This is a genomic window from Steroidobacter sp., assembly GCF_036402275.1.
In the GTDB taxonomy this organism is placed as follows: domain Bacteria; phylum Pseudomonadota; class Gammaproteobacteria; order Steroidobacterales; family Steroidobacteraceae; genus Steroidobacter.
Window position 1 is genome coordinate 1 of record NZ_DASWTF010000053.1, and the last position, 24,617, is coordinate 24,617.

The following is a 24,617-nucleotide window of genomic DNA, read 5'->3' on the forward strand; positions in this document are numbered from 1 at the left end:
CACCCTGGGCTTGCGCGGAGCAGGACTGCGCAGCGCAATGTTGGTCGGAGCAGCAGCTACAGGGACGTACAAGCAGGCCGACACGCGATAGCGTGTCGGAGGCGGGTGCGCGGTGCCGGGAGGAGGTAGCACCCCCTAGCCTGCGCAAACCACCAACGCCCTCTTACTCCGCCCTCTTACTCCGTTCTCTTGGCCGCACTAACAACGACCTGCACGCGACGAAGCGAGGCATCTTCAACGCCCTTCGCCCGCTTCACCTCATCCTTCCAATGCACGTCGTATTTGACGTCAACCAACCCGGCGCCCCGAAGAAGCTCCGCCACCTGCTCCGCCCGCCGACGCCCGATCTCCTTGTCTTCCTGCATCAGCTGACCATTGGAAAGCAACGTAGCCGCCCGATAGCCAGTGATAGAAATATTCGTAGCGCCCGTCTGCTTCGCGTGTTCGAAGATCTGCTGTAACGGCTGGGCATGCCGGAACATCACCATGGAATCGAACTCATAGCGCAGTTCGAACGAGCGCGGGCCAGCGGCCTGCTCCGCCTTGGGCTTCATCACGGGATCACCGAAAGCAAGGCGGCCTTTGCTGGGCCCGGGCGGGCGGGGTGCTTCGAAGGGTAAGTTGTAGCGCTCTTCCGCGGGCAGGATCGTGTTGCATGAGCCATCGAGCTCGTGCATCACCGACAGTGTCACCGGCTTGAGCACGATGCCGCCGCAGATATTCGGCTCGTTGCTGATGGTCCCCTCCACCAGCACCTTGTGCCCCAGCCAAGGCGGATTCACCGGCGCACTCACGTCCGTCTGAATCGTGAGGAAGTACGTCTGACCTTCATACTCAGCCAGCCAGCACGGCACCGTGCTGGTATCTCGCACGATGGGGCAAGCAACGAAATTCCGATGATTCGCCGGCGGCGCAGCCGCCGAAGCAACGCCGATACAAGCGAACAACGCGAGCGAAACGACACGCCTGATCATAGTGCGCTCAAGAAATTGATCAGGTCGTCACGCTCCTGATCGGTATAACCGATGTTGAAGCGCCGATCGTAAAAATCGACCAGCTCACGCAACGACGACGCGGAGCCATTGGAGAAGTACGGCGCGCGAGCCGCGAGCCCACGGAACTGTTGCATGACGATCGCGCCGACGTCGTTGCACTTGCCAGAGATCAAACCTCTGCCCGGATCCTGTGTATAGAACACTCGACCCAGGAACGGATGCGGCGGCACGCCCGGCTTGCAGGTGATCTTGAACAGCGGCATCTGCGGCTTGCGCTCGTTCCATGGATTCAGCGGCTCCTCGCGAGCCCAGGGCAGATTGGTCGTGCCCAGATCCATCCAGCCGTTCACGATGTCCATGCCCATCATGTGCATGCCGTGACAAGTGGAGCACGTGCGCTTGGTTGGATTCCCCAGCCCGACTGTGTTCAAGTGCATGGTGTCCTTGATCCAGAACGTGCGGAACATGAACACATCGTGGCCGCGAGCGATCGACGCTCGCATTCGATTGCGATGCTCGATTTCCGGATCGGAGGAAGGAGCGGGATTCTTCCACTCCTCGCTCATGGGAATCACGAAGTTCGTGATGTTGTTACCGAGCAGCCCCTCGCGTCCCTTGACGAGGTTGTACACGCCCAATCCCGGCGGACTGTCCGGCTCGATAAGGCTGCCCGCTCCGACGTGCATGATCTGCGCTGTATAGAGCTGGCTCTCAAAGCTGACGATCTTCGCTAGTCGATCGTTATCCAACTTGCCGTTGAACTGCAGATGCGTGATCGCCGCCTCCACCGCCTGCGTCTTGAGCGTCGGCTGCCGAGCATCCGACAAGATGTTCATGCCAGACGGCAGACCTGTCTCCGGATCGCGCGTCGCCGGCAGGCCGTTCTTGCCGATGAACGAGAACACCCCGAAGCCCTGGTGCGTGAAGTATTTGGTGTTCGCCACCACCCGCGGACGGCGGTAGATCGACACCATCGGGTTCTCGCTGTGCAATCCATACTTCGGATGCAGATTGCAGCCGGTCGGGTCGCGCACCACTTCGATGGTGAACTCGGGCTCGATGGAGGTACCGTCAGCCGCCTTCGGCGGCCACGGCAAGAAGATTCGAAACAGCCCTCGCTCCAATAGAAGCGAATGTGACTTCCTATCTTCGGGCGGCAGATCCGGGCAGTTCATGCCGTCGATCGGCGCGAAAATCGGATCCTTGCCCTGCGTCTCGCGCCAGCGCTGCTGGATCATCTCGACGGACAGCGACATTGCATTCGCCGGCTGGTGACAGCTCACACACGCACGACCGTTCTCGCCGATCGGCTCGAAGAACGGATGACCCTGGGTCTCGACGACGCCGGCCGTGTTCAAGATGCCGACCTGGCCGAACGTGTTCGGATAAGGAATCAAAGGCGCAAGCGGCGTGCCCTCGCCCGGCGACCACCATCGATTCGCCGGCGGCGATTGCGAGTCCGTCACCGGCGCCTGCTGAGCCTGCCGGTTTTGATCGGGCACATGACCCGCGACGCTCCGCTTGCTCGCGCCCGGAACGTTACTGTCGGCGACTCGATCGACGGGCTGAGCAGCAAGCACGGCGCCGGCCAAGAGGCCGGCGCCGACGGACATCGCGATTCGAACGAACTCAGAAATCATACTTGGCGCGAACGCCGTACTGCCTCGGTGCGCCGTAGATGATACCTCCCCGCGCGCTGCTCGCATCCTGCACCTGCGCTGAGATGTACTCCTTGTCGAGCACGTTCGTGGCAAACGCTTCGATGCGGAGGTTCTCCATCGGCACGAGCGTCACGCGCAAGTCCGTTATCGTGCGCGACGGAACCGTGGTCGCGACGTAGCGGAACGGCGTCGACAGCTGCTCATCGAGGTACGACACCTGGATGCGCGGCGTCAGCGTCATATTGCCGAGCAGGAATTCATATTGAACGCCGGCGTTGGCGGTGAACTCCGGTGCGAACGGTACGATCGAGCCTTCGGGCACCAGTCGGTTCGTGTTGGTCTGCGAGTCGGTGAGCAGCGCATCCTCGGTGAACTCGCTCTGCAGCGCGCTCAAGCCCAGATTGAAGCCGAAGCCGCCGAATTGCCCGGTGAGCTCCAGCTCGGCGCCGTAGATCTCTGCCGGCGCTGCATTCAACGTGTTGGGAATGAGCGTCGACCCCAGAGGCACCAGCGCCGAGAGTTGAATGCCGTCGTACTCCGAATAGAACACGGCGCCGTTCACGCGCAGGCGGCCGTCGGCCAGCGTCGTCTTCGCGCCCAGCTCGGCCACTTCGTTGGTTTCGGGATCGTAGTTGGGCAGGCGCGGATCGAGATTGATGCCGCCTGCCTTGTAACCACGCGATACCGTGCCGTAAAGCATCACGTCGTCGCTCGCGAAATACTTCAAGCCGACGCGACCCGTCGTCTCGCTGGAATCCACGTCGGTGGTGCAAGGGAAGCAGCCCGGAGGCGGCGCGCCCGGAATCAGGAAGCGCGTGTACTCCTGTTTGTCTTCGGATTGGCGCAAGCCCACATCCACGGCCCAGCGATCGTTGAAGCGGTAGTCGACCTGACCGAACAGCGAGATCGATTCGTTGGTCAGCTCGGTGTCGATGGTCGAATTCGATTGCCGGAAGGTGTCGGTATTTCGATTGTCGCGATACACCTGGACGGGGCTCGTTTCATCCATGTAGAAACCGCCAACCACCCACTGCAAATCGCTCTCCCCGCGTGACAGGAAGTTCACTTCGGTGACGAACGTTTCGAGCTCCTGATGCGTGAAGCCGATGCGGCCCGGATAGAGAGTCGTATTCGCGCCGGAGGTTGGCAGATTCGCCGGCACCGCCGGCGAGGTGGCCGTGCGATCCCCATCCGCCTGATCGGACGTCTCGGCATCGAAGTACGACGTGAGCACGCGCAACTGCGTGTCTGCCGGCAGATCGAAGCGGCCTTCGAGCGATGCGCGGAAGCCATCCTGATCCAGGAACGAAATCGCATCTTCTTCGATGGTGAACGGATCGTTCGTCACCGCGTCGGCGCGGTTCTTGATCGCATTGTTGTCGGTCTCGCGCTCGAAGTACTCATAGCGCAGATCGAACGTCGCGCCTGGCGTCGGCTGATAACGCAGTGCTGCGCGCACGGCGCGATCTGTACCGCTGCCCGGCTCGCTCGCGCTGGGTCCGATGTTCTCGGTGAAGCCGCCGCGCTCGTCATAAACACCTGCCACCCGCAGTGCCAGCGTCTCGCCCATGGGCACGTTCACCGCGCCAACGGTTCGATACCAATCGTAGTCGCCGATGGTCTGATCGATGTAGCCGGAGAACTCATCGAAGTCCGGCGTCGGCGTGCGCACATAGATCGCGCCGCCGGTGGAGTTCTGGCCCGTCAACGTGCCCTGCGGACCACGCAGCACTTCGATGGATTCGAAATCGAAGAACGACTGCGCGATGAACTGCTCGTGCGGAATGAACACCCCGTCGATGTAGTATGCAACGCCCGGATTGGAGGTCGGGGCCGACTGACTGATGCCCACGCCGCGGATATTGATGAACGTCGAGCGATTGTATGTATTGATCGCCACGCTCGGTGCGACCTGCTGAATCTCTGCGACGTTGTCGATACCCTGCTCGGCCAGTGCATCCCCGGTCAAAACCGTCGCCGATGCAGGCGTATCCTGCAAGCTGACTTCACGGCGCTCGGCGGTGACCATGATCTCCTCCAGCACCGCTTGGCTTGGCGCCGCATTCTGCGCCAGCGCCGCGTTGCCGAGCACCGTGGCCACGACGGCGGCCAATGAGATCGAACGAGGTGACGTCGAATGACGGAACACGGAGTGCGCCGCCTTGCTGTAACCAACCATAGATTCCCCCGGGGCGAGGTTTATCGGCCGCCCTTGTCCGAATAACAAACCTTTGCTGCTGCGAGCGCCGGCCATGGCGCATTCCGCCAGGCGATTGTAGGAAGCGCGCACCGCACAGGAGTAACACCGAATTTGTCTGAAGCCATAAGCCGCGCCGATGTCTCTTCCATCTCACAATTTGCTAATGCGCGGCTTTTTCCGGCTCTTCCACGCGCAGCTCGGTGGCGATTTCACGCAACACGTCATAGACGAACTGCGCTGGCCGTGACAGGGCGGGTGTGCGCCGATGAGCCAGGAACATGGGGCGCATCGGGGACACCTGGCCCAGCGGCCGGCATTTCACCGTGCCCGCGTCCAGATCGGCCTTCACGGCATCGGCGACCATCGCGGCCACACCCAGGCCGCGGCGTACTGTTTCGATGACGTTCTGTAGCGAGTCCAGCTCGACCACGACATACGGCGACAGGCTCGCCGCCGCGAACACGCCATCCACCACGGCTCGAATCGAATGCGGACGCCGAGGCACGATCCAAGGCAGGGCCGCCAGATCTTCCAGTGGCGCATCGTTCGCGATGCTCCAGCTCGCCGGATACATCAGCATCAACGGCTCGCTCAGCAACTCCTCACCGACGATGAGCTCGTTGTCCGGCCGGGTCGGCGAGATCGACAATTCGATGCGGCCGTTGATCAGCAGCTCGTTCAGCACGGCGCTGCCTTCTTCGCGGATCTGCAGATGCATCTCCGGATGCTGGCTGCACACCTTCTCGATCAACGGAAGCGCGAAGCGAGTCACCATGGTTGGGGACATGCCCAGGTTGACCGCGCCCGACAGCGGCTGCATTTCGCGGTGGACCGCGTGCCGCATGTCTTCGACCTGACGCAGGATGGTCTGCGCGTGCGCGTAGAGAATCTTGCCGGCCGGCGTCGGCGTCACGCCGGACACCGAGCGATCGAGCAACTTCACTTTGAGCTCATTCTCGAGCACCGCGAGCTGCTGGCTCAGAGCCGGCTGCGCGATGCCGGTGACAGCAGCGGCGCGCGTGATGCTGCCGCTGTCGACGATCTGCACGAAATATTTCAGCCGCCTGCTATCCACGGATCGCCCTCCTCTCACTGACCCGCAACGACGCGAGCAGCAATGTGCCCGCGCCCATGACTGCAGCGACGAACCAGATCGGCGCCGAGAACGAGCCGCTCTCGGCGCGAATGACGCCGATCACGTACGGCCCGGCGAGGCTGCCGACGTTGCCGACGAGATTGATCAGCGTGATGCCGGCCGCCGCGGCCGCTCGATGGAAGAACGAAGTGGGAATGGACCAGAACACGCCCTGCGCGCCGCCCAGACCCAGGCCACCGATGAACAGCATCAGCAACGACCAGGGGCTCGGCGGAATCGCCGACGCCGTCAGCAGCGCCACCATGCCGATCGCCAGCGCGATGCCGAGGTGTCGATAACGCTCCTGCGTTTTGTCCGAGTGCCAGGAGTTGAGAACCATGCCGAGTGCCACGCCGACCCACGGCAGTGCCGACAGTACGCTCACGGCGAGCGGACTCAAGGACGACATTTCCTTGATGACTTGAGGCAACCAGAAGATCAGGCCATTCGCGCCGATCAGCGTCGTGCACCACACGCCAGCGGCGAGCCAGGCCCGAGGATCGAGGAGCGCCGTCTTGATGGAGGAGGATGCGGGCGCCTTCGCTTCTTTCTGCTCTTCGGCGAGCGCGTTCGAGATCCAGTTCTTCTCGTCGTCGCTCAGCCAGCGCGCATCGGCCGGCTTGTCGACGAAGATGAAATACGCAACGCCTGCCATGGCGACCGTGACGAGTCCTTCCATCAGCAGCATCCAGCGCCAGCCCGGCATGTCGAGCGGATTGCTCACGCCCATCAGCCAGCCGCACAAGGGTCCACCGATGATCACGGACGCGGGAATCGCAAGCATGGTCACTGCGATGGAGTTCGCGCGATAGCGCTTCGGCATCCAGCCGCTGCAGTAGTAAACGATGCCGGGCGCAAAGCCCGACTCCGCGCAACCCAACAGGAATCGCAGGACGAACAGCTCTTCGGAGCTGCGCACGAACGCCATGGCCGCGGCCACCGTGCCCCAGATACCGACGCAACCTGCGATCCAGCGACGTGCGCCAACGCGCGTCAAAACCCAGGTGCTCGGAAATTGAAACAGCAGGTAGCCGACGAAGAACATGCCGACGGCGAGCCCGTAGATGTGAGGATCCAGGCCGAGGTCCGCGTTCATCTGTAACGCGGCGAAGCTGATGTTCACGCGGTCCAGCGAGCTCAGGACGATCAGCAGCACGATGGGCGCCAGTACCCGCCACTGGAACTTGCTTCGCGCCGACTGTTCGACCGCCTGGCTCATCGATCCCCCCTCTGGCCGGCTCAGTCGATCTGTACGACTTGGGGCGGCGGCGTGGCTGCGTAGAGCGCAGCGACGCAAGCCGCGCGGTGACTCAACACCGCGCGCTGATTGATCGACCCCTTGTCGGTGATTTCTCCTTGATCGAGCGATGGCGGCGTGGGCAGCAACATCGCACGGCGCACGCAGCGCGTGCTGGCCGGATTCTGCTTGGCGTGGGCCGCCAGGCGTTGCTGGATCACGGCCAACAGGTCGCGATTGCCAGCGAGCATGTCGTAGGTCGGCGTGTCACTCGATCCGAGCACATGGCCACATCCCCGAAGCTCAGGGACGATGAGCACGGCGAGATGCTCCTCGTTGAGACCAGCGATGACGACATCCTGCGCCATCGGCGACAACGCAGCGATCAACTCGGCGCGCAATGGTCCAACGCTGACCCACGTGCCGTTAGATAGCTTGAAATCTTCGCCAATGCGGCCGTCGAATTGCAGGCCCCGCGTGGGATCGCTCTCGTCGAGCAATCGAACGGCATCGCCCAGGCGATAGAACTTTTCTTCGTCGAAAGCCGCGGCGGTCAGCTCGGGTTGGCGCCAATACCCCGGAGTGACATTCGGGCCCTGCACGCGAAGCTCCAGTTTTTCCGCGACCGGCGCGAGCTTCACGATGTTCCCTTTGGCCGGCAGACCAATGACGCCGGCGCGGCCTGCAGAAGGTGTCGTGAACGTCACAGACGGTCCTGTCTCGGTGGCGCCCAGCCCGGCGAGCATTGGAATGCGCACACCACGCTCCTTGAGGGCCGCCTCATCGAGTGCATCCCATGTGTGTTGAGCCAACGCCGCCCCACCGAAGAAATAGGCGCGCAGGCGGCTATAGAAGATGCGGCGCAGCTGCGCGTCATTGCTCAGATGATGCGCGAGCATTTCAAAGCCCTTGGGCACATTGAAATACACGGTGGGCGCGATCTCACGCAGATTGCGCAACGTCTCTTGAATTCCGGCGGGGGTCGGCTTGCCATCGTCGATGTACAGCGAGCCGCCATTGCTGACGACCAAACCCACATTGTGACTGCCGCCGAACGTATGATTCCAGGGCAGCCAGTCGAGCAGCACGGGCGGCTCCTCGACCAGGAACGGCATCGCTTGTCGCAACATGTGCGCGTTACTGCACAACATGCGATTGGTCGTGATCACCGCCTTGGGCTGCCCCGTGGAGCCGGAAGTCAATAGAAACTTTGCGATCGTATCGACGTTGGTGCGTGCGTGGCCGGCATCGAGCGTAGCGGTCGGCTCTGCTTCCAATGCCGCGAGCGTCGTCACTTTCCGGCCGGCAACGTCCGCATCGCCAACCACTTCAGTGGATGCCGGCACGCCTTGCAGCGCCCGTTGAAACATCGGCGTGTCGAACGCAACGATCAGACCTGGCGTCAGCAGCTCCAGCACGTACTTCAGTTTCGACAGGTCGCTGGACACTTGCGAATACGACGGCGAAACGGGGCAATAAGGTATGCCCGCCCACATCGCCGCGAACGCCAGCGTCAAATGCTCGATGCTATTGCCGGAGAGAATCGCAATCGGTCGCTCAGCAGACAAATCGCGCAAGAGCAAGCCCGCCGCGATTCGCCGTACACGAGTCAGCATCTGACGGTAGGTCACGGTCTGCCATTCGCCACCGCCAAGCCTTCTCGCAACGAGCACACGATCCGGCGCGAGCTTCGCCCAGTGCTCGAGCGAATCCATCAGCCTCTCGGGAAACGCCGACAGCGCCTCGGCCGGACGCAGATACATCGTGCCGTCGGATCGGCGCTCCACCTCCGTGCGGAACGGATCCGGCGTCCACGATAACGGTCCGGGCAACTGTTCGGCGTGCATGGCCACTCGGTCACCCCTGCGACAGACCCGCTTTATCCAAGCCGAGGGCCTTGATGGCGTTCTGCTTCAGGATCAGATCGTGCACCTCGGGCTTGAAGCCCGCTTCCTTGAAATCCTTGATCCAGCGGTCCGGGCTGATCAGCGGATAATCCGAGCCGAACAGCATCTTGGTCTTGAGCTGCGAGTTGGCGTACTGGATCAGCTGCGGCGGGAAATATTTGGGCGACCAGCCCGACAAGTCGATATACACATTGGGTTTGTGCAGGCACACCGACAACGCCTCGTCCTGCCACGGCCAGGACGGGTGCGCGATGATGACGGTCATGTCCGGAAAGTCCGCTGCGACGTCATCCACGTGAATGGGATTGGAATATTTCAATTTCAGTCCGCCGCCGCCCGGCATGCCCGTGCCGATGCCGGAATGGCCGCTATGGAAAATCGCCGGCAGCTTGTGCTCGGCGATGACCTCGTACAGCTGATACGCCATGCGGTCGTTGGGGAAGAAGCCCTGACACGTCGGATGAAACTTGAAGCCGCGAATCACGCCATCCTTGATCAGCGCGCGCGCTTCGCGCACGCCCATCTTGCCCTTGTGCGGATCGATGCTGGCGAACGCCAGCATGATGTCGCTGTTCTCGCGGGCCGCATCGGCCACTTCCTGATTGGGAATGCGCCTGGCGCCGATCTGAAATTCGGAATCGACGGTGAACATCACCAGGCCGATCTTGCGCTCCCGATAGTAGGCGATGGTCTCGGCAATCGTGGGCCGCTTGCCGGCCTTGAAGTACTTGCCCGATGCCTCCTCGAAGGGCTTCCACGCCTCGTCCGGCTCCTGCCGGCACGACACCTCGGCGTGGGTGTGGACGTCAATTGCAATCAGCTCGTCGATCTTCATCGCGCGGATCCTCGCTGCTGAGCTTCCCATTGGGAGATGGTAAGCCCGCGCTCGACTAATTCCACCAGCAGCGGCGCGGGCTGCCAGTGCATGGGACCGAAAATGTCACGATACTTGCGCATGCCGGCGAGCAGCACGTCCAGGCCGATGGTCTCGGCATAGAACGTCGGGCCGCCGCGATAACGAGGGAAGCCGTAGCCCGCAGCCCAGACCACATCGATATCGGAGGCGCGCAACGCCACGCCTTCGCCGAGGATGCGCAGGCCTTCGTTCAGCAGCGGATACAGGCAGCGCTCGAGAATTTCATCTTTGCTGTGCTGACGCTGCGGCACCTTCAACTGTTTGGCGCGCTCCTGCAGGATCGCAATCGCCTCCGGATCGTCGAAGCGCGCGCGATTGCCCGGCTCGTAGCGATAATAGCCTTTGCCATTCTTCTGACCGAGGCGGCCTGCATCATGTAATGCGAAGTCTGCCTGGTAGTACGCCGGGTCCAGCGGGAACTGTGAGGCATTCGCCTTGTGCACGTTCACACCGACATCGATGCCCGCCATGTCGAACACGGCGAGAATGCCCATCGCCATGCCCCACTCTTCCAGCGCCGTGTCGACCTGACGCGGCGTGGCGCCTTCGAGCACCATGCGCTCGGCTTCGCGGGCGTAACCTTCCATCATGCGATTGCCGATGAAGCCATAGCAGACTTTCGCGAGCACTGGCGTCTTGCGCAGCGGCTTGGCCAGATCCATCACCGTGCGGATGGTCTCATCCGACGTGCGGGTCGTGCGCACGACTTCGAGTAGCGGCATGACGTTGGCCGGCGAGAAGAAGTGCATGCCGATCACATCTTGCGGACGCTTGGTGGCGTCGGCGATCTGCTCGATATCGAGCGTCGACGTGTTGGTCGCAAGCACCGCACCGGGCTTCGCGACCCGATCGAGCTCGGCAAAGATCTTGCGCTTCAGGTCCATGCTCTCGAACACGGCCTCGATGATCACATCGGCATCACGCAAGGCGTCGTAGGACAGCGAGGAGCTGATCAGCGCCATGCGCTTGGCTTTATCGTCTGCGCTCAGGCGACCGCGATCTACCATCGACTGATAGGTGCGATCCACGTTCGCCATGCCCTTCGCGAGCCCCTGCTCGTTCGCGTCGAGCAAAGTCACTTTGATGCCCGCATTGGCGAAGCAGATAGCGATGCCGCCGCCCATGGTGCCGGCGCCAATGACGCCCGCCGATTTGATTGGCCGCGCTTTGATGCTGTCAGCCAGGCCTGGAATGCGGCGCGTTTCGCGTTCGGCGAAGAACACATGCACGGCGCCCTTGGACTCGACGCTCTGCTTGCACTCGTTGACGCGCTTGGTCTCGTACTCGAGCCCTTGCTGGAACGGCATCGTCGTGGCGGCCTGCACGACTTCCACTGCAACCTGCGCAGCGTTGCGATTCGGATAGAGCTTGCGCGCCTGCTGACGTTGACGCTCGAAGATCTCGGCCGTCGCACTGGCGGCCGGAACGGTCATTTCACCCGTGCGGCGCGGGCCCTTGCCCGCCTTGATCAAGGCGCGGAGATGAGTGATGGCGCCCGCACGGAGATCGCCTTCGATGATTTCATCGATGAAGCCCAGCTCGCGGCCCTTGGACGCATCCACTGGACGTGCGGTCACGATCAGTTCGAGCGCCTGCTCAGCACCGATCAGGCGAGGCATGCGCTGCGTACCACCCGCGCCGGGAATGATTCCGAGCGTGACCTCGGGCATGCCGAAGCGCGTGCCGGCAGCGGCGACTCGATAGTGGCACGCAAGCGCGATCTCCAGGCCACCACCCATCACGGTGCCATGCATGGCCGCGACGACCGGGACGCTCAACGCTTCGTACCCGTTGAACAGGAGGCGATATTCCTCTTCCTTGGGCGGGCCGCTGAATTCGCCGATGTCGGCGCCGGAAAAGAACGTGCTGCCCTCACACAGCAGCACAACGCCGCGCACGTCTTTGCTTGCCTGGATCTGAGTGAGGGCCTGTTGCAGGCCCGCCCTGACTTCCGCGTTGATGGTGTTGACCGGCGGATTGTGGACGATGACTAGCGCGAGCTCGCCGTCGCGTTCCACGCGCACGACGTTGGACGATGACATCATGAACCCCCTGATTCGGCTATGAGGCTCAATTTCGCCCGCCTCGCGCTCATTTGGAAAGACCAGGGACAGGTATATAAGATATAAGCACCATGGATATCGCAGATGCCGACCTGAACCTGCTCGTCGTGTTCGACGCCCTGCTCCGCAATCGCAGCGTCAGCGGCGCCGCACGGGCCCTCAACATGAGCCAGCCGGCGACCAGCTTCGCCTTGAACCGCCTGAGGAAAATGTTTGGGGAGCCGCTGTTCGTGCGCACCTCCCGAGGGATTCACCCGACACCTTATGCCGAGAGCCTGAGCGCGCCGCTCGAGGCCATCCTCGACCGGATCCGCTCCGACCTGCTGCAGCAGCCGACCTTCAACCCCGCCACCGAGCAGCGCTCGGTGACTTTCAACATGCAGGACATCGGCGAGTTGGTATTCCTCCCGCGCATCCTGGCGCGCTTGAACGAGATCGCGCCGGGGGTGCAATTGCGCACCGTCAACCTGCCCGCGCCGTTGATCGAACCGGCGTTGCGCTCGGGTGAAGTGGACATCGCGCTGGGGCATTTTCCGGATCTGGACAGCGCGATGCTGTTTCAGCAGCGGCTGTTTTCGCATTCGTTCGTTTGCATCGTGCGAGCCGACCATCCGACCATCAAAGACGAGATGACGCGTCGTCAATTTCTCGACGGCCTGCACGCCGTGGTGCATCCGGCCGGGCACATGAACGATTCGCTGGAAGCGGAACTGGAGGCGCAAGGGCTGCAGCGGAAGGTGTCGGTTCGCATCGAGCACTTCCTCGCCGTGCCGACCATCCTCAGTCAATCCAACTTGATCTTCACCGTGCCCTACGCGATCGGCGCGAGCCTGGCGAAGCTCGCGGATATCAAGCTGGTGAAGCCGCCGTTCAAAGCCAAGCCGCGCATCATCAAACAGCATTGGCACGCACGTTTTCAGCACGACGCGGCGAATCGTTGGCTGCGCTCGGTCGTGGCGGAGCTATTCATGGATAAAGAAACGCGGCCGCGCGTGCGGGCGCGGCGCTGATTACAGCGGCAGGCCGACGTAGTTCTCCGCCAGCTTTCGCTGAGCCGCTTCGGATGAGAACAAGTATTCCAACTCGGCGACCCGGATGCGGCTGGTAAACGGATCTTCGCCGGGGAACCGGTGCAGCAGCGACGTCATCCACCAGGAGAACCGCACTGCCTGCCACACACGGCGCAACGCCCTTCCTGAGTAGTGATCCAGGGCGACGCGCGAATCGCCTTTGTAATAACCGGTCAAAGCCTCGTGCAGATAAAACACGTCGCTCGCAGCGAGATTGAGGCCCTTCGCCCCGGTTGGCGGCACGATGTGCGCGGCATCGCCGGCAAGGAACAGTTGGCCGTAACGCATCGGCTCGGCCACGAAGCTGCGCAACGGCGCAATGCTCTTTTCCAACGAAGGTCCGATGGTCATGCGTGCGGCTACGTCTTCGCCGACGCGGCGCTTGAATTCGGCCCAGAAGCGATCGTCGCTCCACTCTTCGACCTTGTCATCCAATGAGCACTGCACGTAACAGCGCACGCGAGTCTCCGAGCGCATGCTGGCTAGTGCGAAGCCTCGCTCTGAGTCGGCGTAGATCAGTTCGTCCCAGGCGGGCGGCACGTCGGCCAGCACGCCCAGCCAGCCGAACGGATACGTTCGCTCGAACAGGGACAATGCTTCGGGCGGAATCGAACGGCGGCTGACGCCGTAATAGCCGTCGCAGCCGGCGATGAAATCGCATTCCAGGCGTTGTTTGACGCCCTTGTGAACGAAGGTGACCGACGGGTGCGCGCTCGTGATGTCGTGGAGCTCGACGGACTCTGCTTCGTAAATCGAGGGCGCCCCGCAGGCGGCGCGGGCGTCCATCAAGTCGCGTGTGACTTCCGTCTGGCCGTATACCGTAACAACTTTGCCGACGAGTTCCTTCAAGGCGATGCGATGGCGCTGACCCCCGGCGCCGATCTCGACGCCTTCATGTATCAGCGCGTGCGCATGCAGGCGCTCGCTCACGCCCGCAAGATCCAGAATGTCGACGGTGCCCTGCTCCAGCACACCCGCGCGGATGCGACCCAGGACATAGTCCGGCGTCCGCTGTTCCAGAATCACCGCATCGATGCCGGCCTTGTACAACAACTGACCCAGCAACAGTCCCGCCGGTCCCGCGCCAATGATCGCAACTTGTGCTCGCAACGCCCGTCCCCCTGAAGACGCGCACAAGATGCCGCGCCGGGGCGATCGGTGACGATGGAGAAAAAACACAACTTATTGGATATTTCCCAACCTGCCGCGGCTGACGCGAGGTAGGATGCTCGTCGAGCAAGGGTGGAGAGTGCCGGGTGGCGCGACGCGGGATTCCACAATATTTCCTGTATGGCGAGGCGACTCACGACGTCGATGAGCGGTTTCTGCACATCGAGTCCATCGCCGAGCGCAGCCGGCTGCACGATTGGACGATTCGGCCGCACGCCCATCAGGACCTGCATCACCTGCTGCTGGTGGTGAGGGGTGGCGGTGTGTTTTACGCCGAGGGCGAATCGAATCCGTTCGGTTACGCGTCGTTGATTTCAGTGCCGCTGGCGTGTGTGCACGGTTTCGACTTCAAGCCGGGGACGGATGGCTGGATCCTCACTGCGTCGGGGGCGCTGATCGAGCGCATCGCTCATGAGAATCCCGAGCTGCGGCCGGCGCTGTCGGATGCGAATGCGATGTCGCTGCCCGCGGATGCGAGCGCAGCCCTGGCTTCTCAGTTCGAATCGCTGATGGTGGAGTTCAGGAGCAATCTGCCAGGACGGCGCACGGCGGCCGAGGCGCTTCTGATCAGCATTCTGGTGGCGACTCTGCGTCGGAAGTTGCAACTGCTGCCGTCGACAGAACGCAATACGGGTGCAGACTCCGTGCTTGCTTCGAAGTATCGGGCGCTCATCGAAGAGCACTTTCGTTCGTCGCTCAAAGTGTCCGATTACGCGCGCCGCCTTTGCGTCAGCTCCGAACGGTTACGCCAGGCTTGCGTTCGCAGCACCGCCAGCTCGCCCCTCGCCTTGCTCAACGCTCGTCGCTTGCTCGAAGCGAAGCGGACGTTGCTTTATACGGGGATGAGTGTGGGGATGATCGCCGAGGCATGCGGCTTCCCTGACCCGGCTTATTTCTCGCGCTTCTTTGCACAGCGCACCGGATTGTCTCCGATGGCATATCGGACGAAGCAGCAACGCGCCGCCGCCCAAGCCTAGAGGCGTGCGGGCTCGCTCAACCGGCGCGCGGGGTTTCCTCGGTGTCGATCTCGGCTAATGTTTCTGGTGGATAACGCGGGCCACTGACGGTGTCGGCGTTGATCAATCGTTCGAGGGTGTTCAACGTTTCCGCGGAAACGCGAACCGTCGAAGCCGCCAGGTTCTCTCTCAAATGATCGAGCGACGTGGTGCCAACGATGGGCAAAACAAACGGCCCCTTGCTGAGCAGCCACGCGAGCGCCAGCTGCGCGGGCGTGCAGCCTGCTTCCCAGGCGACGCGATTGAACTGGTCGAGCAGCTTCCGGTTGCGGCCAAAGTGCGGCGACTGAAAGCGCGGCATGGCGCGTCGGATGTCCTTCTCCACGAAATCGCGCGGGTCCGTAACGCTGCCGGCAAGGAAACCTCTCGCGAGCGGCGAGAAGGCGACGAGCGCGATGCCCAGCTCGCGGCATGCAGTCATCAGATTGATCTCAGGGTTACGCGTCCACAGCGAATATTCGCTCTGCACGGCCGCGACCGGATGAACGGCATGCGCCTTGCGCAGCGTCTGCGCCGAAACTTCCGACAAGCCGATGGATCGAATGTGACCTTCCCGCACCAGATCCGCCAACGCGCCAACGCTCTCCTCGACCGGCACTCGCTTGTCCCACCGATGCAGGTAATACAGATCGATGACATCGGTTCGCAGCCGGCGCAGCGATTCCTTGCAAGTCTGCTTCAGCGTCTCGGGCCGCCCGTCGATGACGCGCTTGCCATCGACACCCGTCATGCCGCACTTGCTGGCGAGGAAGATGCGCTGACGAAACGGCTGGAGCGCCTCGCCGACCAGCTCTTCGTTGCGACCGAAGCCATACAACGCGGCCGTATCGAAATGCTCGACACCAAGATCCAGCGCCGCATGCAACAACGCCTTGCCCACCGCCGGCTCCGGCGGCACGCCGTAAGCGTGACTCAGATTCATGCAACCGAGGCCAATCTCAGCCACCGCGCGACCGGAGAGTTTTCGCTGATTCATAGGCTCAATAAATTCCACCACGCCGTCGGCGACTGTCGTCAAAGCGCAGCGGCCTATCCTTGAGCCATCAAATGTTTCTCCAACTCGTGCAGCGTCCGATAACACGGCAGCACCTGATGCACGCTCGAATTCGGCTCGCGCTTGTCGCGAATCGCCGAGAAGAACTCGCGGTCCTGAAGTTCGATGCCATTCATCGAGACATCGACTTTGGATACGTCGATCTTCTCCTCGCGGCCATTCACGAGATCGTCGTACCGCGCGATGTAGGTCCCGTTATCGCAGATGTATCGGAAGAACGTGCCCAGCGGACCATCGTTGTTGAACGACAAGGACAGCGTGCAGATCGCGCCGGAGGTGGTCTTCATCTGAATCGACATGTCCATGGCGATCCCGAGCTGAGGATGCTTCGGCCCCTGGACAGCGTGAGCGATGACGATCTCCTCGCCCGTCTGATAACGGAACAGATCGACCGTATGCGCCGCGTGATGCCACAGCAGGTGGTCCGTCCACGACCTCGGCTGACCCAGTGCATTGGTGTTCGTGCGCCGGAAAAAATACGTCTGCACGTCCATCTGCTGAATCTTCAGCTCCCCGCCCCGCAGCCGCTTGTTCAACCACTGATGCGATGGATTGAAGCGACGCGTGTGGCCGACCATGCACACCAGCCCCGTCTGCTTCTGCAGATTCGCGACCGCCTGCGCGTCCTCCCAGCTATCCGCCAGCGGAATCTCGACCTGCACATGCTTTCCCGCCTTCATGCAAGCCAGCGCCTGCGACGCATGCATCTGCGTCGGCGTGCACAGGATGACGGCATCGACATCCGACCGCGACAGGCTCTCAGCAAGCTCGGTCGTCACGTGACCCACCGAAAACTTCTTCGCCACCTCCTGGGTCTTGTCCAGCTCGCGCCCGACCAGCGAAGTCACCTGCACACCCGGAATGTTCTTGATGCCTTCGAGATGCTTGACGCCGAAGGCGCCGGCGCCGGCGAGCGCGACTCTGATAGTGCTCATTGAGAATTCTCCAGGATCAAGTGACCGACGGCCGTGTTGCTCGCCGGCACATGGTAGAAACGGTGCGCGACGCGCGGCGCCTTGTCGCTCATCGCGCCGCGCGCGATCAGCCACATCACGAGCTCGATGCCTTCCGATCCCGCCTCCTTCACATATTCGATGTGCGGCACATCGGCGAGCTTCTCAGGCTCGGCAATCAGCCGATCCAGAAACTTGTTATCCCATTCTCGATTGATCAGGCCCGCACGCGGCCCCTGCAGTTGATGGCTCATGCCGCCGGTGCCCCAGATCTGCACCTTCAACGGCTCATCGTAAAGCGACACCGCCTTGCGAATGGCGCGACCCAGATTGAAACAGCGCCGTCCCGAGGGCACGGGGTACTGCACGACGTTGACCGCAAATGGAATCACCGGGCAGGGCCACTCGGACACCTGGCCACACATCAACGACAGCGGCACGGTCAGCCCGTGATCCACATCCATCCGATTGACGATGGTGAGATCGAAATCATCTTGAATCACCGACTGCGCGATATGCGCCGCCAGCTCCGGATGACCTTTTACGACAGGCACGGGCCGTGGCCCCCACCCCTCGTCCGCCGGCCGATACTCCGCCGCGCAGCCAATCGCAAAGGTCGGAATGAAATCCAGACTGAACGCCGTCGCGTGATCGTTGTAGATCAGAAAGATCACATCGGGCTTGTTGTCCTCGAGCCAGGCCTTCGACGGCTCGTAGCCCGCGAACAGCGGCTTCCAATAGTCCTCGCCGGTCTTGCCCAGATCCAGCGCCGCGCCGATGGCTGGAACGTGCGAGGTGTAGACACTGGCGGTAATGGTGGCCATCAGCGATTCTCCCCCGGGTCGCGCACCGGGCTGCCGGGCGTGCGACCGCCTTGTAACATCATCCTGGCGTATTCCTCTTGGGTCATGCCGGTCATGCTGGCCGCCATGAATTGGAAGCTCTTGCCGTCGGTCGCGCCGATCTTGGCGAGGAAATAAATATTGCCGCCGAGCTCGATGCAGCGATTCAGATCGCGGGCGAGAACAGCCAGCTTCTGCTCCTCGCTCATCGGCCACTCATCCAGATACGCGCGCTCATTTGCCTTGAAGCGTGCGCGGTTCTCCGCCTTCATCAGCGACATGCAGAACTGATTCAGGTGGTAACCCTTGCGCGCCTGCTCGGCGTCGAAAATGGTCGTGCCGGGAATGCCTTGGTACGGTTTATCGAGCGCCATATCAGCGACTCCAGTACAGAGCCATCGGGTTGTCGACCAGCAGCTTACGCTGCAATTCGGCGGTGGGCGCGATCTTCGGAATGAAGTCGACCAGCTTGCCGTCGTCCGGCATGTGCGACTTCATGTTCGGATGCGGCCAGTCGGTGCCCCACAGCACGCGGTCCGGGAATATTTCGACCACGCGGCGCGCGAACGGCACCACGTCCTCATAAGCATCCGGCCCGGTCTTCGACAGCCGTTCCGGACAGCTCACCTTGGACCAGAAATTGCGGTTCTCGCGCAGCAAGCGAATGAACAGCTCGAACTCGGGACCGTCGACCGGCTTGGTGACATCCGGCCGGCCCATGTGATCCACCACGACGGTCGTCGGCAGCGAGGTGAAGAAATCGTACAGCTCCGGGAGCTCCTGCGCCTCGAAGTAGATGACGATGTGCCAGCCCAGCGGCCTGATGCGCTCGGCGATCGAGTACAGCACGTCGCGCGGCGTCGTATCGACCAGACGCTTGACGAAGTTGAAGCGAACGCCGCGCACGCCTGCGGCGTCGAGCGCCTTCAGCTCTGCATCAGAAACGTCCTGCTTCACGGTCGCGACACCACGAGCACGACCATTCGATGCCTCGAGCGCATCCACGAGCGCTCGATTGTCCGCGCCATGGCAGGTCGCCTGCACGATCACGTTGCGCTCGAAGCCGAGATAGTCCCGCAGCTCCCACAACTTCTCCTTGGGCGCATCGCACGGCGTGTACTTGCGCTCTGGCGCGTACGGAAACACATCGCCCGGGCCGAACACGTGGCAATGCGCATCCACCGCCCCCGGCGGCGGCCGGAACGTGGGCTTGCTAGGCGATGGGTGAAACACCAGCCAATCGCGATCCATCTGAAACGCTGCCATGTGCTTATTGACCCCGCGCTTTCAAGATCGCGTCCAACCGCGGGAACACGCGCCGGGCGTTGCCTTCAAAAATGCGACGCTTGTCGGCATCCGGGATGCTCAAGGCATCGATGTAACGCTTGGTGTCATCGAAATACTGCCCCGTCTCGGGATCGATGCCGCGCACCGCGCCGACCATTTCCGAGCCGAACAGGATGTTGTCGATATCGATGACCTTCACGAGTAGGTCGATGCCTGGCTGGTGATACACGCAAGTGTCGAAGAACACGTTCTTCATCACGTGCTGAGCGAGCGGCGGACGCTTCAGCATGTCGGCGAGGCCGCGATACCGGCCCCAGTGATATGGCACTGCCCCGCCCCCGTGTGGAATGATGAAACGCAGCGTCGGGAAATCTTTGAACAGGTTGCCCTCGATGAACTGCATGAACGCCGTGGTGTCGGCATTGATGTAATGCGCGCCGGTGGCATGAAAGTTCGGATTGCAGGACGCCGAGACGTGAATCATCGCCGGCACGTCGAGCTCGACCATCTTTTCGTAGAACGGATACCAGTGCTTGTCGGTGAGCGGCGGCGCGGTCCAATGACCACCCGATGGATCGGGATTCAAGTTGCAGCCGACGAATCCCAACTCCTTCACGCACCGCTCCAGCTCGCGTACCGAGTGCGAGATGGGCACGCCCGGCGACTGGGGCAGCTGACACACGCCCACGAAGTTCTGCGGATACAGATCCACGACGCGCTTGATCAGATCGTTACACGCCCGCGTCCACTGCTGCGACACTTCTTCGTCGCCCACGTGATGGGCCATCGCCGAAGCGCGCGGCGAGAAAATCGTGATGTCCGCCCCGCGCTGCTTCTGCAGCTTGAGCTGATTCTTCTCGATGGTCTCACGGATCTCATCGTCGCTGATGCGAGCGGGAGTCGGCGTCGGCGCCAGCGGATCCTTCAGTTTCGCCAGTTGCTGATCGCGAAACTTCTGATGGGCATCGGGTGCGGTCGTGTAATGACCGTGACAATCGATAATCAGCATGAGGTTTTCTCCGCCTTCACGCGTGCGAGCACGGCGTCCAGCATCGGTTCCAAGTCTTCGATCGAGGCCGTGTCACGAAACGCCGCTGCCCAATCCTGACGCTGCGCGGACGCGGCGCTCATGTGAGGTTGCAGGCCCGCCTCAGTCACGGTCTGCGCCACTTCCCGCATTTCCTCGGCCCGGCGACGGCCATGGATGAGCGAGCGCGAGATCATGTAGCGCGCGAGCGTCGACCAGTCGGCGGCCGGGAACAGGTTTCGCAACGAATCGATCACCGTAGCTTCCACGCCATAGTGGCGCGCGGCGAGCAGCGATTCGGTCAACAACGACTCCATGCCTTTGATCATGACGCTGCGACACATCTTGGCCGCCGACGCTTTGCCCACCTGCTCGGAGAAGAACTGCGCTCCTGTGAAGCCCAGCTTTTGCGCCAACGGTAGAAACGCCTCCGCGTGCTTCCCGCCGAACAGCATCGGCGAGCCGACGCGTTTCGGCGAAATCGGCGACATGATGGCGGCTTCGACATAGCGGCCGTCGCTGCCATCGATCAGATCCGCCGCCTGCGCCTTGACGCCGGGAGACACAGAGTTCACGTCGAGAAAATAGGCGTCCGTCTTCAGTGCGCCAACAACCGAGCGGGCGGCGACGAGATCCTGCGCCGCTGTGACCGCACTGATGATCAGATCGGCACCCGAGGCGGCTTCAATGGCGCTGCTCGCGACATGCACGTCAGCGGCTCGGGCCGCACGCGCGCAGACGCTCTCCGGATCTTTGAACAACAAGTCGAAGGCAACGAGCTCAGTGACACCCGCCGACTGGAAGTCCGCCGCGAGTGTCTGCCCGACTTCACCAAAACCCAGCAGGCAAATTCTTCGGATCGTGCTCATGCGCCGCTCCACAGCCGGCCAGGCACGAACACTTGGCCGCTCATCAGCTTGCGCGCCGTGCGTAACAACGCGGAGCGACGGACGTTGATCTTGCCCGCCTCGACCGCGACTTCGATATCGACGGTGAAAAATCCTGTCGGATGCTCGACCTCGATGCGTTGCGCCGACTTGTCACTGGCGAGCTTCGCCACTTGGGCAGCAACCGACCCTGGGATCACGCAAGCGGTGGCGACGCTGACTGCGCCGAGCACACCGATCGCTTCATGCACCCGATGCGGAATGAACGTGCGGGTGGAGATCGCTCCTCCTTCGCAAGGTGGCGACACGAGCGTCATTTTCGGCACGGTCTTTTTGGTCACATCGCCCAGATTCATCCGGGGACCGACGGCGAGCCGGATCGCCTCGATTCTTGCTTTCAACTCCGCATTGCTCTCCAGCTGCTCGGGCGTCTCGTCGCCGGACAGGCCGAAGTCTTCCGCCCGCAACACGACCACCGGCATACCATTGTCGATGCAGGTCACCGATACGCCATCGATCTCATCGACCGCCGAGCCCGTGGGCAACAACGAGCCGCAGCTCGATCCCGCCACATCGAGGAATTCCAACGGAATCGCAGCCGCGGTGCCGGGCACACCATCGATGCGTGCGTCGCCTTCGTACTCCACGGCTCCATTTGGTGTAGACACGTAAGCCACCGCGATGCTCGCGGTGTTCAGCATATGAATGCGTACGGGCGTCACGTCACCCGCGATGGGCACGAGTCCATTCTCGATGGCCCACGGCCCGACGCCGGCCAGAATATTGCCGCAGTTCTGGCTGTCGCTGACTTCAGCTTTGTCGACCACGACCTGCAGGAACAGATAATCGACGTCCGCGTGAGGCGCGCTCGACTTGCGGATGACTGCCACCTTGCTCGTCAGCGGATGCGCACCACCCACGCCGTCGATCTGCCTGGGATCCGGTGAGCCCATCGCCGCCAGCAGCACCCGATCGCGAAGCTCGCGTTCGGCGGGAAGATCACGCTCGTGGAAGTACAACCCCTTCGAGGTGCCCCCGCGCATCAACGTACAAGGAATGGACTTCAACATTGCCGTCATTCCAGAGAATCGACGTACTTCAGGCCTTTCTCCGCGAGGCGCTGGCGCATTCCATAGATATCCAGGCCGAGCTCGCCGGCTTTCAGCCGTGCACGCACGCCTGCTTCCTTCTTCTCGCGCGCGGTCGATGCTTCCAGCACGCTCGCCGCCTTCTCGCGTGGCACGACGCAAACGCCGTCATCGTCGGCGACGATCACGTCGCCCGGCTTGATGGCCGCGCCCGCGCACACGACCGGCACGTTGACGCTGCCCAATGTTTCTTTGACCGTGCCCTGCGCGGAGACGTATTTCGACCAGACAGGAAAGCCGATGGCTGTCAGGTCTTTCACGTCACGCACGCCGGCTTCGATGATCAAGCCGCGTACGCCGCGAGCCATGAGCGAGCACGCCAGCAATTCGCCGAAATATCCCGCATCGCAGGCCGACGTGGGTGCGACCACCAGGATGTCACCTTCCGAGCACTGTTCGACCGCGACGTGGATCATCCAGTTGTCGCCCGGCGGAATACTCACGGTTACGGCGGACCCGGCGATGCGCGCGCCTGCGTAAATCGGACGCATGAAAGGCGCCAGCAGGCCCGTGCGGCCTTGCGCCTCGTGCACGGTGGCGACCCCGGACTCGGCCAGTCCGTCGATCACGCGACGCTCGGCCCGCTGAATGTTTTTGACTACGACTGACATTCCAACCTCCAGTCTCGAGTGTGGCGCGAGCCTGCCCTGCCCGACCAATTCAATTTCGCGCCGAGCTATTAGCCGACGCTATAGATCCAGCCCGTTACTCGGACGGCCGGCGGAAAAAGCTCAAGCCCAATACCGCTGCGCCTGCCAACGCGGCGACTGGCACCATGTACTGCACGACGCCACTGGCGCTCGTGCCCGAGCCGAGCAGAATGCCTGCCAGCAGCGGTCCCACGATGGAGCCGACACGGCCGACGGCGACGCTTGCGCCCGAGCCCGTGCCTCGCACGCTTTGCGGGTAATAAGTGGCCGCGACACCGTAAAGCGCATAATTCGCGCCGAGCAGGAAAAAGCCCGCCGCGCCGCTCAAGAGCAGCGTCATTCCCAGTCCGCTCGCGTTGCTCAGAGCGATGAGCGCCACGATCAATCCGACGTACGCCGACGTCATCGGCCAGCGGGTGTCCAGACGATCGACCATCTTGCCGAATACCAGCGCGCCGGCGACGCTCGCGAAGTTGAACGCGAGCGATGCCTGTGGCGCGACGGCGCGATCGAGACCGTTCGCCACGACGAGCGTCGGCAACCAATTCAAGATGAGATAAAGAATCAGCAGCGTCGGCAGGAACGCGAGCCATAACAGCAATGTCACCGGCGTGCGGCCATCGCCGAACAACGCCCCGATCACATCCGCGCGTGGCCGGCCAGCAGCCGCGCTCTTGTCGAGCGTTTCCTGCATCAAGAAGTAGATGGTCGGCGCGAGCAGCAACGGCAGAATGCCGCCGATCTCGAACAAAATCCGCCAGTCGAAATCGGGCGGCAGCAACTGCGTCAGCAACGCCGACGTGCCGCCACCAAGCGGCATGCCGCAAAACATTACAGCCGCCGTGGACGCCCGCTTCTCCGGCGAGCTCACCTCAGCCGCCAATGCCATCATGTTGGGCAGCGCCGCGCCGAAGCCGAGGCCGGCGCAGAAGCGCACCACGAACAACGCCTCGAAGCTGCCGACCAGCGATGTGAGCAAGGTGAAGACGCCGAACGACACTACCGCGCCGATGAACACCGGCTTGCGGCCGACCTGGTCCGCGAGCCAACCACCGAGGCTCGCGCCGATGACCAGGCCGATGTTGCTGATGGCGAAAATCCATCCCATCTGCTCGGGATCGAAGCCGAACTGAGGCGCAAGACGGGGCGCGGCCACGCCCATCGCCTGGATATCGAAGCCTTCCACCACGGCGACGAGGAAGCACAGCGCCACCGTGATGGCCACGTTGGGCGCCTGTACGAGCGCAGTCCGCTCTTGAATCATTGCAATCCCCCAGCTGATGACTCGCGGGCGGCGAGCCGCGTTTGTTTCCTGCTGCAGAGCTCGGCGGCCTACCCCACTTTCCGGATTCTGTGGCAGCGGCGCGCCGGAGGCCTATTCAAAGTCGCGCCGTGGTAT

At 62.4% G+C, this 24,617-nt stretch carries 21 protein-coding genes; 2 read left to right on the plus strand and 19 right to left on the minus strand.

All coding sequences use genetic code 11. The features are described 5' to 3' along the window. Nucleotides 1-176 precede the first annotated feature (176 nt). The 8 genes from VGD45_RS31850 to VGD45_RS31885 all read right to left on the minus strand — a co-directional run bounded on the left by VGD45_RS31850 (nucleotide 177) and on the right by VGD45_RS31885 (nucleotide 12,096). Nucleotides 177-974 (minus strand): hypothetical protein, encoded by a 798-nt coding sequence (locus VGD45_RS31850; protein WP_331159451.1) that lies wholly within the window; start codon nucleotides 972-974, stop codon nucleotides 177-179. Beyond that, entirely contained in the window at nucleotides 971-2,635 is a 1,665-nt protein-coding gene (locus tag VGD45_RS31855; RefSeq protein WP_331159452.1) for a hypothetical protein, read from the minus strand. Before VGD45_RS31855 ends, VGD45_RS31850 begins: the two co-directional genes overlap by 4 nt. After that, nucleotides 2,625-4,835 (minus strand): TonB-dependent receptor, encoded by a 2,211-nt coding sequence (locus VGD45_RS31860; protein ID WP_331159453.1) that lies wholly within the window; start codon nucleotides 4,833-4,835, stop codon nucleotides 2,625-2,627. The genes VGD45_RS31855 and VGD45_RS31860 overlap by 11 nt, the downstream gene beginning before the upstream one ends. A 181-nt stretch (nucleotides 4,836-5,016) precedes the next feature. After that, entirely contained in the window at nucleotides 5,017-5,931 is a 915-nt protein-coding gene (locus VGD45_RS31865) for a LysR substrate-binding domain-containing protein (protein WP_331159454.1), read from the minus strand. Continuing rightward, on the minus strand, nucleotides 5,924-7,210 hold the full coding sequence (locus VGD45_RS31870; RefSeq protein ID WP_331159455.1) for an MFS transporter: 1,287 nt from the start codon (nucleotides 7,208-7,210) through the stop codon (nucleotides 5,924-5,926). Before VGD45_RS31870 ends, VGD45_RS31865 begins: the two co-directional genes overlap by 8 nt. Before the next feature lie 20 nt (nucleotides 7,211-7,230). After that, nucleotides 7,231-9,075: a feruloyl-CoA synthase gene (locus tag VGD45_RS31875; protein WP_331159456.1), complete on the minus strand. Its 1,845-nt coding sequence runs from the start codon at nucleotides 9,073-9,075 to the stop codon at nucleotides 7,231-7,233. 10 nt (nucleotides 9,076-9,085) lie between these two features. Further along, nucleotides 9,086-9,970, minus strand: coding sequence for an amidohydrolase family protein (locus VGD45_RS31880; protein WP_331159457.1), 885 nt, complete (start codon nucleotides 9,968-9,970; stop codon nucleotides 9,086-9,088). Further along, a complete protein-coding gene (locus VGD45_RS31885; RefSeq protein WP_331159458.1) occupies nucleotides 9,967-12,096 on the minus strand; it encodes a 3-hydroxyacyl-CoA dehydrogenase NAD-binding domain-containing protein in 2,130 nt (709 codons plus the stop codon). Before VGD45_RS31885 ends, VGD45_RS31880 begins: the two co-directional genes overlap by 4 nt. A gap of 89 nt (nucleotides 12,097-12,185) precedes the next feature. Here VGD45_RS31885 and VGD45_RS31890 point away from each other — a divergent pair, with 89 nt between their 5' ends. Further along, entirely contained in the window at nucleotides 12,186-13,124 is a 939-nt protein-coding gene (locus VGD45_RS31890; protein WP_331159459.1) for a LysR family transcriptional regulator, read from the plus strand. On the opposite strand, the gene pobA is transcribed toward VGD45_RS31890, so the two are convergent. Continuing rightward, complete coding sequence (gene pobA / locus VGD45_RS31895; protein WP_331159460.1) at nucleotides 13,125-14,294, minus strand: 4-hydroxybenzoate 3-monooxygenase; 1,170 nt, start codon at nucleotides 14,292-14,294, stop codon at nucleotides 13,125-13,127. 146 nt (nucleotides 14,295-14,440) lie between these two features. Here pobA and VGD45_RS31900 point away from each other — a divergent pair, with 146 nt between their 5' ends. After that, nucleotides 14,441-15,331 carry a helix-turn-helix domain-containing protein gene (locus VGD45_RS31900; RefSeq protein WP_331159461.1) on the plus strand — a complete coding sequence of 297 codons (891 nt, stop codon included), beginning with the start codon at nucleotides 14,441-14,443 and terminating at the stop codon, nucleotides 15,329-15,331. Nucleotides 15,332-15,347: 16 nt separating this feature from the next. On the opposite strand, the gene VGD45_RS31905 is transcribed toward VGD45_RS31900, so the two are convergent. From VGD45_RS31905 to mhpT, 10 genes are all read right to left on the minus strand, one after another. Then, complete coding sequence (locus VGD45_RS31905; RefSeq protein ID WP_331159462.1) at nucleotides 15,348-16,346, minus strand: aldo/keto reductase; 999 nt, start codon at nucleotides 16,344-16,346, stop codon at nucleotides 15,348-15,350. A 53-nt stretch (nucleotides 16,347-16,399) separates the two neighbouring features. Further along, nucleotides 16,400-17,359, minus strand: coding sequence for a Gfo/Idh/MocA family oxidoreductase (locus VGD45_RS31910; RefSeq protein WP_331159463.1), 960 nt, complete (start codon nucleotides 17,357-17,359; stop codon nucleotides 16,400-16,402). Next, nucleotides 17,356-18,201: a class III extradiol dioxygenase subunit beta gene (locus VGD45_RS31915; protein ID WP_331159464.1), complete on the minus strand. Its 846-nt coding sequence runs from the start codon at nucleotides 18,199-18,201 to the stop codon at nucleotides 17,356-17,358. Before VGD45_RS31915 ends, VGD45_RS31910 begins: the two co-directional genes overlap by 4 nt. After that, nucleotides 18,201-18,593, minus strand: a complete 393-nt coding sequence (gene ligA / locus VGD45_RS31920; protein WP_331159465.1) for a protocatechuate 4,5-dioxygenase subunit alpha — start codon at nucleotides 18,591-18,593, stop codon at nucleotides 18,201-18,203. The genes VGD45_RS31915 and ligA overlap by 1 nt, the downstream gene beginning before the upstream one ends. 1 nt (nucleotide 18,594) lies before the next feature. Then, on the minus strand, nucleotides 18,595-19,485 hold the full coding sequence (locus VGD45_RS31925) for an amidohydrolase family protein (protein WP_331159466.1): 891 nt from the start codon (nucleotides 19,483-19,485) through the stop codon (nucleotides 18,595-18,597). 4 nt (nucleotides 19,486-19,489) lie between these two features. Next, complete coding sequence (locus VGD45_RS31930) at nucleotides 19,490-20,512, minus strand: amidohydrolase family protein (RefSeq protein WP_349263405.1); 1,023 nt, start codon at nucleotides 20,510-20,512, stop codon at nucleotides 19,490-19,492. Further along, on the minus strand, nucleotides 20,509-21,402 hold the full coding sequence (locus tag VGD45_RS31935) for an NAD(P)-dependent oxidoreductase (RefSeq protein ID WP_331159468.1): 894 nt from the start codon (nucleotides 21,400-21,402) through the stop codon (nucleotides 20,509-20,511). Before VGD45_RS31935 ends, VGD45_RS31930 begins: the two co-directional genes overlap by 4 nt. Beyond that, nucleotides 21,399-22,490 (minus strand): 4-oxalomesaconate tautomerase, encoded by a 1,092-nt coding sequence (locus VGD45_RS31940; RefSeq protein WP_331159469.1) that lies wholly within the window; start codon nucleotides 22,488-22,490, stop codon nucleotides 21,399-21,401. The genes VGD45_RS31935 and VGD45_RS31940 overlap by 4 nt, the downstream gene beginning before the upstream one ends. A 5-nt stretch (nucleotides 22,491-22,495) precedes the next feature. Continuing rightward, nucleotides 22,496-23,179, minus strand: coding sequence for a 4-carboxy-4-hydroxy-2-oxoadipate aldolase/oxaloacetate decarboxylase (locus VGD45_RS31945; RefSeq protein WP_331159470.1), 684 nt, complete (start codon nucleotides 23,177-23,179; stop codon nucleotides 22,496-22,498). Between the two features lie 94 nt (nucleotides 23,180-23,273). Beyond that, complete coding sequence (mhpT, locus tag VGD45_RS31950; RefSeq protein ID WP_331159471.1) at nucleotides 23,274-24,482, minus strand: 3-(3-hydroxy-phenyl)propionate transporter MhpT; 1,209 nt, start codon at nucleotides 24,480-24,482, stop codon at nucleotides 23,274-23,276. Between the last annotated feature and the right edge of the window lie 135 nt (nucleotides 24,483-24,617).